The sequence below is a fragment of the Paraburkholderia ribeironis genome, assembly GCF_900019265.1.
GTDB lineage: Bacteria > Pseudomonadota > Gammaproteobacteria > Burkholderiales > Burkholderiaceae > Paraburkholderia > Paraburkholderia ribeironis.
The window spans coordinates 52,811-67,387 of the sequence record NZ_CYGX02000013.1 but is presented as its reverse complement, the minus strand read 5'-3'; the positions used below and the strand labels follow the sequence as shown (position 1 = coordinate 67,387).

The following is a 14,577-nucleotide window of genomic DNA, read 5'->3' as shown; positions in this document are numbered from 1 at the left end:
GGGAGGCCCGTTTACGCGGCCAATTCACCGAGTTCAGCTTCGAGTCGCTTCGTCATCCGGAAAATTCGACGCCCTCTCGGCTGCAACTCGGTCAGTTGGTCCATTAATCAGCGCTTCCCTAGAGGCGCAATATCAGCGGGCTTGGTGATTGCGGGAATGCGGCCTTTCTTGTGCTTGGGTATGATGCCACGCAGGGAGAGAGGAAGGCCGTCTTCTCTCAGGCCTTGCTGGATGGCGAAGGTGACGATGCCGCTAACATACTGGCGCGCCTTCGTCGCGAGGGTCGGCGCATGTGCGGCAATCGCTTCGAGAACGGGCTTTACCTCCGGAGTTGCGAGCGCCGAAATAGCCAGGTTTCGAAGGGCAGGGGTAAGGTACTCGCGGACGACAAGTTCCGCCTTACGGTATGTCTCATCACCCCATTCCTTGCGCTTGAACGCAAGCCACCTTTGCGCGACAAGATGGAACGCTCCTTCAGCCTCACGTTTGAGCGCCGCAGACTGGGCTTTTCGATGCATAACAGGATCGATTCCCTGATGCACCAGATGGCGGGCGACCGCCGCGGACTTGCGCGCCTCAACTAGCGGAATGTCCGAGTAGGATCCGAGGCTAAGGAAGTTTTCTTTTCGGGTCGCTGGGCGACGATAGCGGAAAAGCCAGATTTTGCTGCCGTCGGGCCAGACGCGAAGGGCGAGGCCGTTGCCGTCCGTCAAAAGATAAGGACGCGCACGTGGCTTCGCCGCGCGAAATACGGTTTCTGCTTTCTGCTCGGCGCGTCTGGGCATGGTGTGCCCCCTCGATCCGTGTATACGCAAGTGCATACGCAAAAACGACGGATGCCAGCGGAATAAACCGGACCAAGCAAGAACAAAAAACCCCGTAAGACATTGATCTTACGGGGTTTCTCGAACTACTTCGGCTTGCGCCGGAAAAACTAATGGTGCCCAAGAGAGGACTCGAACCTCCACAGTGTTGCCACCGCTAGGACCTGAACCTAGTGCGTCTACCAATTTCGCCACCTGGGCAGGTGATGAACAGCAAAGACCGCCATTATAGCGACAGATTCGGGCCTGTCAAGCGCTTCGCCAAACTTGCGTGAACCACGCGCACCCGCGCCCATCCACGCGGCGCGGCGACCGTTGACGGGCCGCGTGGCGCGCGAGTCGGGTGTTAGAATGCCTCGCAGTAGTTCGTTGGCACGGTGCACACACGCCCGTCGACTCAGCCTTGAACGAGCCGGACCCAGGCAGTTTTCAGCGCAATCGCAAGTGCGCAAGTGCAAAGCGCATGTGCAAATAGCAGTGCAACTGAGCGCGCCACGCAAACGCAAACGCGTTCCAAGCCGAGCCACATCGCCGACCGACGTCCATGCAACGAGAAAAAATCATCGACAAGCCCTTGAGCAAATTTCCGTATCCGATCCCAAGCCGCGAAGAAATCCTCGGTGTGCTGCGCACGAGCGAAGCGCCGCTTGCCGCGAACGACATCGCCGAAGCCCTGTCGATCAAGCGCCAGGAGCGCGAAGGATTTTTCAAGCGCCTCGGCGCGATGGAGCGCGACGGCCAGATCCGGCTCGATCAGCGCAATCTCTACCAGTTGACGCATCCTTCGAACTTCGTCGCGGGCCGCGTGCAAGGGCATCGTGACGGCTACGGTTTCCTGGTTCGCGACGACGGCCAGGACGATCTGTTCCTGCCCACCGCCGAGATGCAGAAAGTCATGCACAACGACCGCGTGCTCGCACGCATCGTCGGTTATGACCGGCGCGGCCGGCCGGAAGGGCATATCGTCGAGGTCACGGATCGCGCCAACAAGCGCGTGATCGGCCGGCTGCTCAACGAGAACGGCGCGCTGATCGTCGCGCCCGAAGACAAGCGCATCGGCCACGATATTCTGATCACGCAGAACACCAAGAAGGCCAAGGTCGGCCAGGTGGTGGTGGTCGAGCTGACCGATTTCCCGAGTCGCCATTCGCAGCCGCTCGGCCGTGTGGTGGAAGTGCTCGGCGACATCGACGACCCCGGCATGGAAATCGAAATCGCGGTGCGCAAGTACGGCGTGCCGCATGAATTCAGCCAGCAGGCGCTCGACGAAGCCACGCGGCTGCCCGACGAAGTCCGTGCGGTCGACGCGCGTCATCGGATCGATCTGCGCGATGTGCCACTCGTCACGATCGACGGCGAGGACGCCCGCGACTTCGACGACGCGGTGTATTGCGAGCCGGTCCAGGTTGGCCGCGGCGAGGGCTTCCGGCTGATCGTCGCGATCGCGGACGTATCGCACTATGTGCATCCGAAAAGCGGCCTCGACGCCGACGCGATCGAGCGCAGCACGTCGGTGTATTTCCCGCGCCGCGTGATTCCGATGCTGCCGGAGAAGTTGTCGAACGGCTTGTGCTCGCTCAATCCGAACGTCGACCGTTGCGTGCTGGTGTGCGACATGATCGTCACTGCGCGCGGCGAGGTGAAGGCGTACCAGTTCTATCCTGGCGTGATGCATTCGGCCGCGCGGCTGACCTACACGGAAGTCGCCGCGGTGCTGAAAAACACCAAGGGTCCCGAAGCGGCGCGCCGTGCCGCGCTGCTGCCGCAACTGCAGAATCTGTATGGCGTATACAAGTCGCTGTTTGCGGCGCGCCAGAAGCGCGGCGCGATCGACTTCGATACGACCGAGACGTACATCGTCTGCAATGCGCAGGGCAAGATCGAACAGATCGTGCCGCGCACCCGCAACGACGCGCACAAGCTGATCGAGGAATGCATGCTGGCCGCGAACGTCTGCGCGGCCGACTTCCTCAAGCGCAACAAGCACCCGGGCCTGTTCCGCGTGCATGCCGGGCCGAGCGCGGAAAAGCTCGAGAATCTGCGCACCTTCCTGCGCGGCATGGGCCTCACGCTCTCCGGCGGCGACACGCCGCACGCGAGCGACTACGCCGCGCTGATGGCGCAGATCCGCGAGCGGCCCGATGCGCAGATGCTGCAAACCATGCTGCTGCGCTCGATGCAGCAGGCGGTCTATAGCCCGGACAACATCGGTCACTTCGGTCTCGCGTACGAGGCATATGCGCACTTCACGAGTCCGATTCGCCGTTATCCCGACCTGCTCACGCATCGTGCGATCTACGCGATCCTGCAGGGCCGCAAGTACCAGCCGGAACCGCCGCACGGCGTCGAGCTGAATACGGCGCTCTCGCCGCGCGCCCGCGCGATGCAGCAGGCCGACGACGAAAAGCGCGGTCGTCAGCGCGCGAACAATGTGGCGATCTGGGAAGAGCTCGGGCTGCATTGCTCGGCCAACGAACGCCGCGCGGACGAAGCATCGCGTGACGTCGAAGCCTGGCTGAAGTGCTATTTCATGCGCGACAAGCTCGGCGAGGAATATGGCGGCATGGTGAACGGCGTCACGTCGTTCGGGATTTTCGTGCAGCTCGATTCGCTGTTTATTGAAGGCCTCGTGCATGTCACCGAACTCGGCTCGGACTACTTCCAGTACGACGAGATCAAGAACGAGTTGCGCGGCGAGCGCACCGGCATTCGTTACCGCCTGTCGGATCGCGTGCGTGTGCAGGTGAGCCGCGTCGATCTCGACGCGCGCAAGATCGATTTCCGGCTCGTGCGCGACACGCCGATCAAGCCGCCCGTGGTGCGCGGCGCATTGGCCGACAAGGGCGGCGACAGCGGCGGTGCGCGCGTGCGCTCGCTGCCGCCGGGCGATGCAAGCGCGCCGGCGCCGGGCGCGCGGCGCAAGAAGGCAGCGCCCGCGCAAACCGCGGCCGTCAAGGAAGCGCGCGCCGCGCGTGGCGCGGCGAAAAAGCACGGCGCCGTGGCTAAAGCGGCAGCCAAATCGCAGGCACGCAAGAAGCGCTGAAGCGGCTGCACCGCCTGGACCGCGCGCATCGGGTACGTTCACACGTACCGGTTGCGCGCGGTCTGCGTTTTATCGCGGCGCGGCACGCAAGCGCGGCAGGTGCGTGGATCAGGTGCGTGGATCAGGCAGGATCAGACACGTGGATCAGACACGCAAGCGCAGTACTCAGGTTCATATTCATCCCAGCAGCGCGCATCGCAAGCGCGCTCAATCAAAGGTTGTTCAGTCATGGCACGTCTCAAGGTTTTATACGGTTTCCACGCAGTGACCGCGCGTATCCGGCACGATGCGTCGACGGTCGAAGATGTCTACTACGACGCGACGCGCAAAGACCGTCGCATGACCGAATTCCTGCATGCTGCGAAAGAGGCCGGCGTGCGTCTGATCGCCGCCGACGAAACGCGTCTGTGGGGCCTCGCGCATACCGAGCGTCATCAGGGCGTGGTGGCGCGTGCCGGCGATTTGCCGCTGGCGCAAAACCTGGCGGAGCTGCTCGATGGCATCAACGGTTCGCCGCTGATCCTCGTGCTGGACGGCGTGACCGATCCGCACAATCTCGGCGCGTGCCTGCGCGTGGCCGATGCCGCCGGCGCACATGCGGTGATCGCGCCGCGCGATCGTGCGGTGGGCTTGAACGCGACCGCGGCGAAGGTGGCGAGCGGCGCGGCCGATACCGTGCCGTACATCACGGTCACCAATCTGGCGCGTGCGCTGCGTGAGCTGAAGGAGGCGGGCGTGTGGGTCGTCGGCACGGCCGGCGAGGCCAGCAAGAGCCTCTACGACACCGAGCTCGACGGTCCGGTGGCGCTCGTGATGGGCGCCGAAGGCGAGGGCATGCGGCGTCTGACGCGCGACACCTGCGACGTGATCATGCAGATTCCGATGGCGGGCACGGTGGAGAGCCTGAACGTTTCCGTCGCGTCGGGCGTGTGCCTGTTCGAAGCGGTGCGGCAGCGGGCGGTGAAGCAATAGCCGCCAAACCTGGCACCGGACCAACGGCCGGGCACATTGTTCAGCGCTCGCGCGTCACTCCGGTAAACTAGACGTTTTTACTGCTGTCAGCCTTTCCCATGACTCAAGACGAACTCAAGCAACTGGTCGGCCAGGCCGCCGCCGACTACGTGACCGCCAACGTGCCCGAAGGCGCCGTGATCGGCGTCGGCACCGGTTCCACCGCGAACTGTTTCATCGACGCGCTGGCCGCCAACAAGGCGCGCTATCGCGGCGCCGTGTCGAGCTCGCTCGCGACCACCGCGCGTTTGCAATCGCACGGTTTCAAGGTGTTCGACCTGAACGAAATCGATTCGCTGCCGGTGTACGTGGACGGCGCCGACGAGATCGACCACAGCGGCGCGATGATCAAGGGCGGCGGCGGCGCGCTGACGCGCGAGAAGATCGTCGCGTCGGTGTCGGACGTATTCGTCTGTATCGCGGATGCGAGCAAGCTGGTCGACACGCTCGGCAACTTTCCGCTGCCGATCGAAGTGGTGCCGATGGCGCGTACCGCGGTCGGCCGCCGCGTCACGGCGCTCGGCGGCGTGCCGGTGGTGCGTGTCACCAAAGAGGGCACGCCGTTCATCACCGACAACGGCAACGAAATCATCGACGTCAAAGGTCTGCGCATCAGCGACCCGCGCACGCTGGAAACGCATGTCAATGCATGGCCGGGCGTGGTGACGGTGGGGCTGTTCGCGGGCCGCGGCGCGGATCTGTGCCTGCTCGGCATGGATACCGGCGTCGAAACGATCGAGTACGCGAGGAGCTGACACGACTCGTGTCGAAGTCGCACGTGAGCCCGCCAGTAACGACCTCACGCGCGCATCGCGAGGCGCCTGCCCGGTCAGGATGTCGCGCGTGAGCCGGTTCGGCACGCAACGTGCCGATCGCGCCGGCCAGTGCGCCGGCGCCAGGTTTTACCCGCCAGCCCTTGCGGGCACGTCGCCCGATCGGTCACGCCGCCCGCGGCGGCGCTCGCCGGACGTGCCGCCATTCCCCCTGCGCCCCTTCTACTTCTACGATGACCCGGCCGCCCGGCTCGCGGTCGATTGACCTGTCCAGGATCCCATCCTTCGCCTTCATCCACGTAGGCGCGCATTCCTGAAAGCTGGCGACGAGCACCCGATACGCGACGCCGGGCGCTTCGAGCCGCATGCGGAACGGATCATCGGAACACAGCACGGCTTCGCCGCGCGCACGAAAACGCGAACTCACCGAGGCCTCGGGTTTGCACGGGCGCACGGATGGCTTTGATTATTCGCGCACTGTCGCGTGTCGAATGTGGGCACGCGCACGCACGGCAAAGAATGCGGCACCTACACTCGTTGCTATGCCAATAACGTATTGATGACCGGCAGGGGAGATCATGAAAGTAGCGATCGTGCACGACTGGCTCATCGCACCGGGTGCAGCGGAGAAAGTACTCGAACAGATCATCGAGTGCTTTCCCGACGCGGATCTTTTCAGCGTGGTCGATTTTCTCGCAGAGCGCAGCTTTCTCCGTGGCAAGTCCGTCACGACGTCGTTCATCCAACGCCTGCCGTTCGCACGCCGCTGCCATCGCGCGTATCTGCCATTGATGCCGCGGGCTGTCGAACGGTTCGACCTGTCGGGCTACGACCTGATCATCTCGAGTTCTGGCGCGCTCGCAAGAGGCGTGCTGGCCGGTCCGGAGCAGACGCATGTGAGCTACGTGCATTCACCGATGCGCTATGCGTGGGATCTGCAGCATCAGGCTCTGTTTGAAGCGAACCTGACGCGCGGGCCGAAGTCGTGGGCGGCGCGCGTACTGCTTCACTATTTGCGAGGCTGGGACGCGCGTTCGGCGAACGGTGTCGACCGCCTGATCGCGAACTCCCAATCCGTCGCGCGGTGCGTGAGGAAAACTTATCGGCGCGACGCCGCCGTGATTGCGCCGCCCGTCGACGTCCACGAATTCGAGCTGCGCACACAGAAGGATGACTTCTATCTGAGCGTATCGCGCATGGTGCCGAGCAAGCGCATCGATCTGATCGTCGAAGCCTTCAACGCGACGCCGCATCGCAAGCTGGTCCTCATCGGCGACGGATCGCAGATCGCGACGATCCGCGCCAAGGCCGGGCCGAATGTGACGATCCTCGGTGATCAGCCGTTCGAGGTGCTAAAGGATCATCTGCAACGCGCACGAGCGTTCGTGTGCGCCGCCGAGGAAGATTTCAGCATCGTCGCGCTTCAAGCGCAGGCCTGCGGCACGCCAGTCATTACGTGGGGCAAGGGCGGCGCGCTCGACACGGTGGTGCCGGTTGGCGAGCGGCATCCGACCGGTGTTTATTTCGCACACCAGACAATCGTGTCGATGCTCGATGCGATCAACCGCTTCGAGCGCCTGCGCGAACACATCACTCCGGCGGCTTGCCGCGCGAATGCCGAACGGTTTTCCCCAGCGGCGTTCCGGCGCGCGTTCATGGCCGAGGTCACGCGCACGATCGTGGCGGCCGGCTCGCGTCGTCGACTGGGGACGGTAGGGCGGGGCGAGCGCGATCTGACGGCGCTGGACTTCGGCTGCCCGGACGGGCCGGTCCCGGACGGCAACTGGGGGCGCTGATGCGCCCGCACGCGATGCGTCGAAGATGCGGTCGAAGATACGCTCGGCGCACGCTGCGAATACCGATTTGCTCGCAGATCGGCAACGTCTCGATGTACGGGCAAATCAGTATTCGTCGTATCGCAGTAGGTTGTCACGGGCCGGTTGGATCATGTCGTCCGAGCGGCTGTCGTCGTCGTTGTCATTGTTTTTTCGTTGCTTTCAGCCTTGCAGGTAACGCGCATGTCCATGCGCAGGTACGGCGAGGCAAACGGTACGGGGTATTTTGAAAGAAGCGTTGCTGGACTTCTAGAGAGACATCCGGGCGCGCGCAGTGTGTGATTGCGTGGTACTCACTGCCGCAGGCTAGCTATCGCGGGTGACCATAACGACCTGAAACAGACGTTCGCCGGCAGGACCATGTGCCGCCGCGGTACTGCATACCCGGTAGGCGGCAACCGGTTCTGGATCGTTGCGGCGATTCACTGCAACAGGCAGTCGTGATTCGTTCGTCAACTATTGACGCATGCGGGGCACGACGTTTCGACGAGGAAGAATTCAAGCTCATGAATGCCGATCGCCTTCCGGGACCTTTTCCCGACATCGCTGAAACCTGGGCCATGCTGCGAACCCAGGTGCCGATCACGCCCATTCGTAACGAGCAGGACCACCAGCAGATGGTGCGGCTCGCCAACTCGCTCGCCGATCAGCTGAACGGCAACGAGCAGGCTCCTCTCGCCGATCTGTTTGCGATCGTGACCGAACTGGTTGCAAGCTGGGAAGCGCACAACGTGACGATTCCAAAGGGCGAGCCGCGCGAAGTATTGCGGCATCTGCTGGAAACGCACGGGCTCAAGCAGAAGGACCTGGTGGGTATCGCGTCGCCCACCGTCGTGAGCGACATCCTCGCGGGTCGGCGCGCCATCAGCAAAAAGGTGGCCAAGGCTTTGGCCGCGCGTTTTCATACCGACGTCAGCGCGTTTCTGTGATGGCGGTGTGCAGCCGGTGCGGCGCTGGGCCTCGCGCCACGCGCGGCACCGGGTAGCAGGCTTTTGCCCGGTTCAACTCATTGTGCCCGCACCGATGCAGGCGGCTTGTCGTTCAGCCGTCGGTATCGGTGCTTGCCGCGTGGATGCCGCGCTCGTTTCGCGTACCAGCGTCGCGCGACATCAGCGCTTCGGCGTCGCCCGCGAACTTCCCGAATGTAAAGAGGCTGTGCATCGATCCAGCGCGGCGCGCTGCAAGCACAGCGCGTCGCCGCGACGTTCCTGCGCTTCGAGGTGAGCGCTGGGAGGCAGCAGGGCAGCGCCCCAGATCGGCGGTGCGTCGGGTGTGTAGGGTGCGCCGTGTGCGTCGATAGATCGGCACGACACCCAGACGTTCACGTGCGGTAGCCGGATCGGCGCGGTCAGAATGCGTTGCGGCCGACAAAGCCCTTGAAGATCGTGATGAATACGATCTTCATGTCGAACCAGAACGACCAGTTGTGGATGTAGAAAAGATCGAACTTGACGCGCGCTTCCATCTTTTCCACCTTGGTGGTGGCGCCGCGATAGCCGTTCACCTGGGCCCAGCCGGTAATGCCCGGCTTGATGCGGTAGCGGTGCATGTAGCCGTACACCTGATCCTTGTAGAGATCGTCGTGTTCGACCGCGTGCGGACGCGGGCCGACCACCGACATCTGGCCGAGCAGCACGTTGAGAAACTGCGGCAGCTCGTCAAGGCTGGTGCGGCGCATGAAACTGCCGAGCTTCGTCACACGTGAGTCGTTGCGCGTGGCCTGGGTGATCTGGCCATGCGCTTCGTGATGAACGGTCATCGAGCGGAACTTGTAGATGGCGAACGGCTGGCCGTCGACGCCTTTGCGGATCTGGCGAAAGAACACCGGTCCGGGCGAGCTGAGCTTGATGCCGATCGCGAGCACGATGAACACCGGCGCGAGCGCGAGCAAGGCGAGCGCCGCGAACAGGCGGTCGAACATCAGCTTGGGCCACATCTGCGGCGGCGAGATGGGCGTCGCGCTCAGATTGAGCGTCGGCAAACCGACGACATCGACCAGCGTGTGATTGAACAGCGAGAGGCTGCGCACATCGGGAATGAAGCGCAGATTCACGAAGTCGTGCCGGAAGGTGTGCGTGAAGCGATAGATCGTACGTTCTTCGGACAGCGGCAACGCGAGCCACACCTCATTGATGCGTTCATCGCGCACCTTGCCGACGAATGCGTTCAGATCGGTCAGCACCGGCAGGCGCTTCAGATGCACGCCATACAAGCCGGCGCCTTCGATGCTGGTGTCGAATACGCACACCGGTTTGAAGCCGGCGTGCGACGCATGTTCGAGATGGGCGAGCAGCATGCGCGCGAAGCCCGGTGCGCCGACGATCGCGACCGTGCGGAAATTCATCCCGCGGCGCCGAACGCTGCGCAGCACCCCATGCATGATGCAACGGGTGACGATGATCAGCGCGCCGGAGATCAGTGTCGAATAGCCAAACCACAGACGCGACACCGCGTCCATCCGATGCAGCGTGAACGCCAGCACGAGCGCGGTGGCGACCACCACCAGCCACGCGGCGGCGATGCGTGCCAGCACTGGCGCCAGCGCCTTGCCGCGCCAGGTTTCATACACACCGAAGCCTGGAAAGAGCAGCAGCACGAGCACGCAGTTGAAGGCGATCAGAAGACGCTCTGTGTCCGACAATGCGATCGGTGCCGAAAAGCGCATCCAGTGAGCGAGCAAGCCTCCCGCAATCACGAAGAGCGCGTCGAGGAATCGCACAGTATTCCTGAACATATTGAACTTTATCCGCTGGTCGAATAGTGCAGCGCTTATTCGACGGCTTCGGCCTGGCGCAGACGCGGCAGCAGACGGTCGAATTCGCGCTTGACGAGGCCGTAGCATTCGCAGGCGCGCGCTTCGAGACCTTTGCGGTCGAGCACCTTGATATGGCCGCGGCTATGGTGAATCAGGCCTTCGTCGTGCAGCTTGCCGGCTGCTTCGGTAATGCCTTCGCGGCGCACGCCGAGCATGTCGGCGATCAGCTGCTGGGTCACCGTGAGATCGTTCGACGCGACGCGATCCACTTCGATCAGCAGCCAGCGGCATAATTGCTTGTTCAGCGCATGATGGCGATTGCACGCGGCGGTCTGCGCGACCTGGGTGAGCAGAGCGTGCATATACAGCAGCATCAGCCGGCGCAGAAAATCCGAGCGGGCGAATTGCTGCTTGAGCGACTGTGCGCTCATCCGGTACGCGAAGCCGGCGCATTGCACCTGCACGCGGTTGGGCATGGTTTCGCCGCCGGTGAGCACGGGCACGCCGGTCATGCCTTCGCGGCCAACCGCGGCGATTTCGACCGAGCTGCCGTCTTCCATCGTCGAGAGCATCGAGATGATTGCCGTGGTGGGGAAGTACACGTGATGAATGCGCTGACCGGAGTCGCACAATAACTGTTCCGTGCGCAGATGAACGAGTTCGAGATGGGGCGCTAGCGCTTGCCATTCGTGCGACGGCAATGCGCCGAGCAAATGGTTACCGTGTAGATCTGATTGAAGCGTCAACATGATCGGTCCTCGCGTGAAAGTCGCACTGCGCGTACTTTCTGTTTTTTGATCCGATGCCTGCATCCATCGAAGAACGGCTTGCTGTCCGGCGAGCAGCGCGGGATGAACAGGACCGGCCCCGTATTGGCCCTTGCAGCACCGCCGCAGTTTGTCGCTGTTGTTGGCCGTGTCGCTCTGTTACGACGATCTAATAGCGAGGAGCATGCCAATGGCGGCTTAAACAAGCGCTGGTGCGGCGCAGCGAACAGAACCCAGGGATTGCGCGAAGTCAAATGCGGCTTTTTGTTTCAATTCTGTACAACGCGGTTCGCGAAGGCATAGCTTTCGCGCTCTCGCGTCAATCGACTGAAATGCTTGATGGTATTGGTTTTCACGTTGCTGACTGGAGTTTCGGCACAGTCTTCTCCGAGCTGAACCGGGCCCCGCATGCGCACCGCAATGCGTTGTCCGCGATGTGCCGGAATTGATTCAGATGTGTTCAATACCTTGCGTGCGGTGCCGTACGAAGAATCGTGCGTGAGGGGCGAAAGTCGCAAAAAAACCAACAGTGACTTGGCAGAGCAGACACCTGGATTCGCATCGCGCGAGTTTTTACGCGTCTCGCGAACGTTTGCCCAGATCAGGACAACGGTTATCCGTAGAAAATGGCGGATATGGCATTGATCGCGCGGAACTCGCCTGATGGTGTCGGGTATGTTGCATCAGCTTTAAATACGCTGCCGGTGCACGCGCAACGATTCCTTCGACGTATGCGGTAGGTGGCGTGGATGGAATCAGCGGCACGATGCACGGGTGATTCGGCGCGAGGTGAAACCAGTCGCGCACTGCACGGTAAGGTCGATGATATGAACAAAGCGCGCAAAGTGCTTCGCTTCGATCACGTGCTGTCAGCCGTCGTCGGTACGCTCAGCGGCCACGGTGAGTCCGAGGTCACGACGCTCGTTCACGCTGCGCTGCGGCAGGTGAAACGTTTGCGAAGCGATCGCGTCGTTTGTCTTATTGCGCGGTCGCGATCCTCACTTCGTGCGTGCGCGGGCCGCAGGTTCGATCGAAGCAGTGAATGCGGCGTCGTTTGAGTAATCGAAATTAGCCAACGCGAAGTCTTGCCACACGAGTACGCGGTATTCATCGACGAGCGCGTAAAACGTATCGGACTCTTAAACCATCGTGTCGCCCGCGCGCAGCATGTTCATGCCCGCAGCGCGGGGCCAGCTCGAATGCGTGGCGCAGTCGCGCGTCGGTGCTGGCAAGTGTGATGGGGTCCGCGCTGGTCCAGCATGCGCATGCGTGGCGGAAGAACACTGACAATCCTTTCACGCGCAATGCGAAGCCCATGCCGTCGGCGCCGCGTTCCACTTCGATGCTACGAAAGCCGATCGAATCCAGATAGTGAGAAGTTACGCGCCCGTCATCGAGTTGCAACGTCACAGGTATATAGAGTGAGCTCGTCATGCGCGTGCGGCCACCAGCGTTTCGCATTGAGCACGCGTACGTTGCCAGTCAGTGCATATGCATCGCACCATTGCAAAGACGAAACAGCGGCGCCGCATTTGAGTGTCGCGCGACAGACGACGGCATCGCGCGGATGCACGAAACGTAGCGTGAGTGAAACAACGCCGTCGTCGTGTTCGAGCCGGCTCGCCAGATCGGGCATGTCGAAGCCGTGCGACGCGTCCCTAGGCAACTTCGCTGGGCGCTACGGGCCGACCGCCTGGATCGAAGGACACCTGCCGGGCATATGGCCGAGCAGTGTGGCGCGCACGTTGCGCAATGTCGGCGGCGACGCCTGCCGGGTCCGCCAGCGCGCGTGAGCATTTTGCCGCCAACGCTGGCGTCAAAGAGCGAAAGCATAAGGCGAGCATCGCGCTGCCATCTAGTTCGATGTACAGATCATGTGCGACGAACATCGAATCGGAGTCGAGGCGTCTGATGCCGTCGACCCACACTTCGGCGAGCGTGGCGGGAACCGGGTTACGCGGTGCGAGACGTTGGCGTCACAGCACCAGCGCCGCGAGTGGCGGCAGCGTGTCTTCATAGGCGCTTTCCAGCACGTCGAAGCAGTCTTCGCACGCATCGCGGCACCCGCGAGCGATTGCGCGCGCTAGCCGGAACTGCATCACCATCGACTCCGACGCGATGCGCTGCGCGGCGTCCGGGATCGTCCGCGGAATCTCGAAGCCTTGCGCGCTGAGCCACAGCAGATACTTCGACAGCAATTCGAAGTTCGCGCCAAGCTGCCGCATCAGATTGAACGAGTACGGATGAAAGAATGCCTCGCCGCGTTCGAGCAGCATGTCGAGATGCGCGGGAAACGCGCCACGCCATTGCGCAATCGGATTGGTGAGCGGCCGGCGTTGCAAATGCGCGCACAGCAATTCCGCCGATTGATCCGCGAGCGCGGTGCCTTCGAGCGCGGGGCGTGCCTGTTTGGCGAATTCCACGTGCGGAAACAGCAGAGCGGGTTGCTGCGCGAATTGCGGGAGCTTGCGGAACACGCCGTCGTAGTCCTCGCCGTCGAGCCGGTGATAGCCGGTGTGGTGAAAATAGCCGAGACGGCGCGCTGCGGGATCGATGAAGTCGATGCCCACCGTGGTCTTCGGATGATCAAGGCGGTACGACGTAGCGTGTGTGTTCGGCAGGTAATAGCCGTCCACTTCGACGAGCACCGTATGGCCACGCGAAGTCTGCGCGAGCACCCGCGCTTCGAGCGAATCGTAGATGGCCAGTTCCTGAACCTGAGTGCCGTATAGCCGATCGAGGTCTTCGAGCGGAAATTTGAAGAACGTGAACTGGTCGCCCTCGAAGTCCTGCGTGACGGTAAAGCCGAACGCCGCACGCGGTTCGAGCCCGAAGCCGTGCAACAGCTCGATCCACAGATCGATGTAGCAGTTGGTCTCCCGCCACACGCGCTCGCCCTGATGCAGCGCGTGCGGCACATGGTCGTGCAGGCGCGAGCCCGGTGCTGGCGCGGCGACGCCGCCCCGAGCGGACAGCTCGACAGGTCGGGGCAGCGGCAATGCGGTGGACGCGCCCGGTGGCAGCGGCGGCAGCGACGGATTCATGCGCCATCTCCGCCGCCTTGCACCGCTGCGCTCGATTGGTGCTCGCTCAATTGCGGCGCGCTCATGCTGGCGCCTTCGCCTGCTGTAACTCGGTGATCACGGCGGCCATCGAATCGATGCTGGAGAACAGGCGCCGGGTCAACAGGCGGTCCGGAATTTCAATGCCGAATTCGTCTTCGATCCTCAGCATCAGATGCACGCTCGCAAGCGACGACAAGCCCGCGGCATACAGGTCGGCGTGGTCCGCGAGGTTGTCGGCCGGGACTTCCAGACGGGCGAATCCGCAGAGGATGCGGCGCAATGCAGTCTTCACGTGTTGGTGCCCCTTGCCTGGTTGAACGTTCTATTGGATGGCGCTGACGCGAAACGAACCGGGATGGTCGTCGCGCTGATCGACCTGGCCGGTTGAAGTGATTGCCGCGTGCGATGCGATGCGTGTGATTTCGTCATGCACTCACGACATTCGCCGCGGTGCGCGGCGGTGCGCTGCGATGCGCTGCGCCGGTGCGTTGTATTACAGGGTCG

General features: G+C 62.8%; 11 protein-coding genes, 1 tRNA gene and 1 pseudogene. 5 read left to right on the top strand and 8 right to left on the bottom strand.

The genetic code is table 11. The annotated features are described in order from the left end of the window. Window positions 1–107: 107 nt before the first annotated feature. Window positions 108–785 carry a tyrosine-type recombinase/integrase gene (locus tag BN2475_RS07360; RefSeq protein WP_094778903.1) on the bottom strand — a complete coding sequence of 226 codons (678 nt, stop codon included), beginning with the start codon at window positions 783–785 and terminating at the stop codon, window positions 108–110. Between the two features lie 153 nt (window positions 786–938). Continuing rightward, a tRNA-Leu gene (locus BN2475_RS07355) sits at window positions 939–1,025 on the bottom strand. Between the two features lie 343 nt (window positions 1,026–1,368). Between BN2475_RS07355 and rnr the strand changes: the two genes are divergently transcribed. From rnr to rpiA, 3 genes are all read left to right on the top strand, one after another. Beyond that, on the top strand, window positions 1,369–3,867 hold the full coding sequence (gene rnr, locus BN2475_RS07350; protein WP_094778891.1) for a ribonuclease R: 2,499 nt from the start codon (window positions 1,369–1,371) through the stop codon (window positions 3,865–3,867). Between the two features lie 228 nt (window positions 3,868–4,095). Continuing rightward, window positions 4,096–4,839 (top strand): 23S rRNA (guanosine(2251)-2'-O)-methyltransferase RlmB, encoded by a 744-nt coding sequence (gene rlmB, locus BN2475_RS07345; RefSeq protein WP_094778890.1) that lies wholly within the window; start codon window positions 4,096–4,098, stop codon window positions 4,837–4,839. Window positions 4,840–4,937: 98 nt separating this feature from the next. Next, the gene (gene rpiA, locus BN2475_RS07340; protein ID WP_094778889.1) at window positions 4,938–5,633 is read left to right on the top strand and encodes a ribose-5-phosphate isomerase RpiA; all 696 of its coding nucleotides are present in this window, start codon (window positions 4,938–4,940) and stop codon (window positions 5,631–5,633) included. Between the two features lie 184 nt (window positions 5,634–5,817). Here rpiA and BN2475_RS07335 read toward each other — a convergent pair whose 3' ends face one another. Next, a complete protein-coding gene (locus tag BN2475_RS07335; protein ID WP_143325740.1) occupies window positions 5,818–6,078 on the bottom strand; it encodes a hypothetical protein in 261 nt (86 codons plus the stop codon). 151 nt (window positions 6,079–6,229) lie between these two features. Here BN2475_RS07335 and BN2475_RS07330 point away from each other — a divergent pair, with 151 nt between their 5' ends. Both BN2475_RS07330 and BN2475_RS07320 read left to right on the top strand, forming a co-directional pair. Further along, on the top strand, window positions 6,230–7,447 hold the full coding sequence (locus BN2475_RS07330) for a glycosyltransferase (protein WP_094778887.1): 1,218 nt from the start codon (window positions 6,230–6,232) through the stop codon (window positions 7,445–7,447). A 545-nt stretch (window positions 7,448–7,992) separates the two neighbouring features. Beyond that, window positions 7,993–8,415, top strand: a complete 423-nt coding sequence (locus tag BN2475_RS07320) for a helix-turn-helix domain-containing protein (protein ID WP_094778886.1) — start codon at window positions 7,993–7,995, stop codon at window positions 8,413–8,415. 419 nt (window positions 8,416–8,834) lie between these two features. Here BN2475_RS07320 and BN2475_RS07315 read toward each other — a convergent pair whose 3' ends face one another. The 5 genes and pseudogenes from BN2475_RS07315 to BN2475_RS07290 form a co-directional block, all read right to left on the bottom strand. Further along, window positions 8,835–10,220 carry an undecaprenyl-phosphate glucose phosphotransferase gene (locus BN2475_RS07315; protein ID WP_094778885.1) on the bottom strand — a complete coding sequence of 462 codons (1,386 nt, stop codon included), beginning with the start codon at window positions 10,218–10,220 and terminating at the stop codon, window positions 8,835–8,837. A gap of 35 nt (window positions 10,221–10,255) precedes the next feature. Further along, complete coding sequence (locus tag BN2475_RS07310; RefSeq protein WP_094778884.1) at window positions 10,256–10,990, bottom strand: Crp/Fnr family transcriptional regulator; 735 nt, start codon at window positions 10,988–10,990, stop codon at window positions 10,256–10,258. A gap of 1,034 nt (window positions 10,991–12,024) precedes the next feature. Next, window positions 12,025–12,951, bottom strand: a pseudogene (locus tag BN2475_RS35320) (glycoside hydrolase family 2 protein); the annotation flags it as partial. Between the two features lie 33 nt (window positions 12,952–12,984). Then, window positions 12,985–14,052 carry a DUF1839 family protein gene (locus BN2475_RS07295; protein ID WP_094778881.1) on the bottom strand — a complete coding sequence of 356 codons (1,068 nt, stop codon included), beginning with the start codon at window positions 14,050–14,052 and terminating at the stop codon, window positions 12,985–12,987. 61 nt (window positions 14,053–14,113) lie between these two features. Next, window positions 14,114–14,365, bottom strand: a complete 252-nt coding sequence (locus BN2475_RS07290; protein ID WP_094778880.1) for an acyl carrier protein — start codon at window positions 14,363–14,365, stop codon at window positions 14,114–14,116. Window positions 14,366–14,577 lie beyond the last annotated feature (212 nt).

Bases quoted from the DNA above. Each gene is read 5' to 3' on its own strand.
- rlmB (WP_094778890.1), top strand. From the start codon at position 4,096: ATGGCACGTCTCAAGGTTTTATACGGTTTCCACGCAGTGACCGCGCGT.
- BN2475_RS07310 (WP_094778884.1), bottom strand. From the start codon at position 10,990: ATGTTGACGCTTCAATCAGATCTACACGGTAACCATTTGCTCGGCGCA.
- BN2475_RS07330 (WP_094778887.1), top strand. From the start codon at position 6,230: ATGAAAGTAGCGATCGTGCACGACTGGCTCATCGCACCGGGTGCAGCG.
- BN2475_RS07315 (WP_094778885.1), bottom strand. From the start codon at position 10,220: ATGTTCAGGAATACTGTGCGATTCCTCGACGCGCTCTTCGTGATTGCG.
- BN2475_RS07295 (WP_094778881.1), bottom strand. From the start codon at position 14,052: ATGAATCCGTCGCTGCCGCCGCTGCCACCGGGCGCGTCCACCGCATTG.
- BN2475_RS07320 (WP_094778886.1), top strand. From the start codon at position 7,993: ATGAATGCCGATCGCCTTCCGGGACCTTTTCCCGACATCGCTGAAACC.
- BN2475_RS07360 (WP_094778903.1), bottom strand. From the start codon at position 785: ATGCCCAGACGCGCCGAGCAGAAAGCAGAAACCGTATTTCGCGCGGCG.
- rnr (WP_094778891.1), top strand. From the start codon at position 1,369: ATGCAACGAGAAAAAATCATCGACAAGCCCTTGAGCAAATTTCCGTAT.
- rpiA (WP_094778889.1), top strand. From the start codon at position 4,938: ATGACTCAAGACGAACTCAAGCAACTGGTCGGCCAGGCCGCCGCCGAC.